General features: G+C 52.3%; 1 rRNA gene. It reads left to right on the top strand.

The window, feature by feature from the left end:
- The first annotated feature begins 231 nt into the window (after positions 1–231).
- Positions 232–3,113, top strand: a 23S ribosomal RNA gene (locus H0X95_RS35575).
- Positions 3,114–3,125 lie beyond the last annotated feature (12 nt).

Raw genomic sequence — 3,125 nt, 5'->3', positions numbered from 1 at the left:
CATTGGCGATTGAGCCAGTCAGAGGATATCAACAGATATCGGCTGTCGTTCTTTAACAATCTGGAAGAAGTAAGTAATTTGGATAGCGGAAGCGTCTTGAGATGGACGTGGAAACTATCCGGGTTGTGATTGTATCGATGTATCTCAAGATGATTCGAACTCTATGTTCGACTCAATTGGAATACGGCACAACGCGAGAACTCAACCTGTAACGAGACAGACTCGTTATAGGGTCAAGCGAACAAGTGCATGTGGTGGATGCCTTGGCGATCACAGGCGATGAAGGACGCGGTAGCCTGCGAAAAGCTACGGGGAGCTGGCAAACGAGCTTTGATCCGTAGATGTCCGAATGGGGAAACCCACTCCTTTTGGAGTATCCATGGCTGAATACATAGGCCATGCGAAGCGAACGCGGTGAACTGAAACATCTAAGTAACCGCAGGAAAAGAAATCAACCGAGATTCCCAAAGTAGTGGCGAGCGAAATGGGATGAGCCTTGCACTCTTTATTTGTATTGTTAGCCGAACGCTCTGGAAAGTGCGGCCATAGCAGGTGATAGCCCTGTAGGCGAAAACAGTATGAAAGAACTAGGTGTGCGACAAGTAGGGCGGGACACGTGAAATCCTGTCTGAAGATGGGGGGACCATCCTCCAAGGCTAAATACTCGTGATCGACCGATAGTGAACCAGTACCGTGAGGGAAAGGCGAAAAGAACCCCGGGAGGGGAGTGAAATAGATCCTGAAACCGCATGCATACAAACAGTCGGAGCCTCGTAAGGGGTGACGGCGTACCTTTTGTATAATGGGTCAGCGACTTACGTTCAGTAGCAAGCTTAACCGTATAGGGCAGGCGTAGCGAAAGCGAGTCCGAATAGGGCGTTCAGTTGCTGGGCGTAGACCCGAAACCAGGTGATCTATCCATGGCCAGGATGAAGGTGCGGTAACACGTACTGGAGGTCCGAACCCACTAACGTTGAAAAGTTAGGGGATGAGCTGTGGATAGGGGTGAAAGGCTAAACAAACCTGGAAATAGCTGGTTCTCTCCGAAAACTATTTAGGTAGTGCCTCGTGTCTCACCTTCGGGGGTAGAGCACTGTCATGGTTGGGGGGTCTATTGCAGATTACCCCGCCATAGCAAACTCCGAATACCGAAGAGTGCAATCACGGGAGACAGACATCGGGTGCTAACGTCCGGTGTCAAGAGGGAAACAACCCAGACCGCCAGCTAAGGTCCCCAAATATAGCTAAGTGGGAAACGAAGTGGGAAGGCTAAAACAGTCAGGAGGTTGGCTTAGAAGCAGCCACCCTTTAAAGAAAGCGTAATAGCTCACTGATCGAGTCGTCCTGCGCGGAAGATGTAACGGGGCTAAGCTATATACCGAAGCTGCGGATGCGTGCTTAGCACGCATGGTAGGAGAGCGTTCCGTAAGCCTGCGAAGGTGCCTTGTAAAGGGTGCTGGAGGTATCGGAAGTGCGAATGCTGACATGAGTAGCGATAAAGGGGGTGAAAGGCCCCCTCGCCGTAAGCCCAAGGTTTCCTACGCAACGTTCATCGGCGTAGGGTGAGTCGGCCCCTAAGGCGAGGCAGAAATGCGTAGCTGATGGGAAGCAGGTCAATATTCCTGCACCATTGTTAGATGCGATGGGGGGACGGATCGCGGAAGGTTGTCCGGGTGTTGGAAGTCCCGGTCGCTGCATTGGAGAAGGCGCTTAGGCAAATCCGGGCGCAGGATTCAAGGGTGTGGCGCGAGCTCCCTAGGGAGCGAAGCAATTGGAAGTGGTTCCAAGAAAAGCCTCTAAGCTTCAGTCTAACGATGACCGTACCGCAAACCGACACAGGTGGGCGAGATGAGTATTCTAAGGCGCTTGAGAGAACTCGGGAGAAGGAACTCGGCAAATTGGTACCGTAACTTCGGGATAAGGTACGCCCTTGTAGCTTGACCAGCCTGCGCTGGAAGGGTGAAGGGGTTGCAATAAACTGGTGGCTGCGACTGTTTAATAAAAACACAGCACTCTGCAAACACGAAAGTGGACGTATAGGGTGTGACGCCTGCCCGGTGCCGGAAGATTAAATGATGGGGTGCAAGCTCTTGATTGAAGTCCCGGTAAACGGCGGCCGTAACTATAACGGTCCTAAGGTAGCGAAATTCCTTGTCGGGTAAGTTCCGACCTGCACGAATGGCGTAACGATGGCCACACTGTCTCCTCCCGAGACTCAGCGAAGTTGAAGTGTTTGTGATGATGCAATCTACCCGCGGCTAGACGGAAAGACCCCATGAACCTTTACTGTAGCTTTGCATTGGACTTTGAACCGATCTGTGTAGGATAGGTGGGAGGCTATGAAACCGGAACGCTAGTTTCGGTGGAGCCGTCCTTGAAATACCACCCTGGTTTGTTTGAGGTTCTAACCTTGGCCCGTGATCCGGGTCGGGGACAGTGCATGGTAGGCAGTTTGACTGGGGCGGTCTCCTCCCAAAGCGTAACGGAGGAGTACGAAGGTACGCTAGGTACGGTCGGAAATCGTGCTGATAGTGCAATGGCATAAGCGTGCTTAACTGCGAGACCGACAAGTCGAGCAGGTGCGAAAGCAGGTCATAGTGATCCGGTGGTTCTGTATGGAAGGGCCATCGCTCAACGGATAAAAGGTACTCTGGGGATAACAGGCTGATACCGCCCAAGAGTTCATATCGACGGCGGTGTTTGGCACCTCGATGTCGGCTCATCTCATCCTGGGGCTGTAGCCGGTCCCAAGGGTATGGCTGTTCGCCATTTAAAGAGGTACGTGAGCTGGGTTTAAAACGTCGTGAGACAGTTTGGTCCCTATCTGCCGTGGGCGTTGGATATTTGAAGGGGGCTGCTCCTAGTACGAGAGGACCGGAGTGGACGAACCTCTGGTGTACCGGTTGTCACGCCAGTGGCATCGCCGGGTAGCTATGTTCGGAAGAGATAACCGCTGAAAGCATCTAAGCGGGAAACTCGCCTTAAGATGAGATATCCCTGGGGACTAGATCCCCTTGAAGGGTCGTTCGAGACCAGGACGTTGATAGGTCAGGTGTGTAAGCGCAGTAATGCGTTCAGCTAACTGATACTAATTGCCCGTAAGGCTTGATCCTATAACAAGTCTG

Source organism: Burkholderia sp. 9779_493, assembly GCF_015712215.1.
In the GTDB taxonomy this organism is placed as follows: Bacteria; Pseudomonadota; Gammaproteobacteria; order Burkholderiales; family Burkholderiaceae; genus Burkholderia; species Burkholderia cenocepacia.
This window is presented reverse-complemented; position numbering and strand designations above follow the sequence as displayed.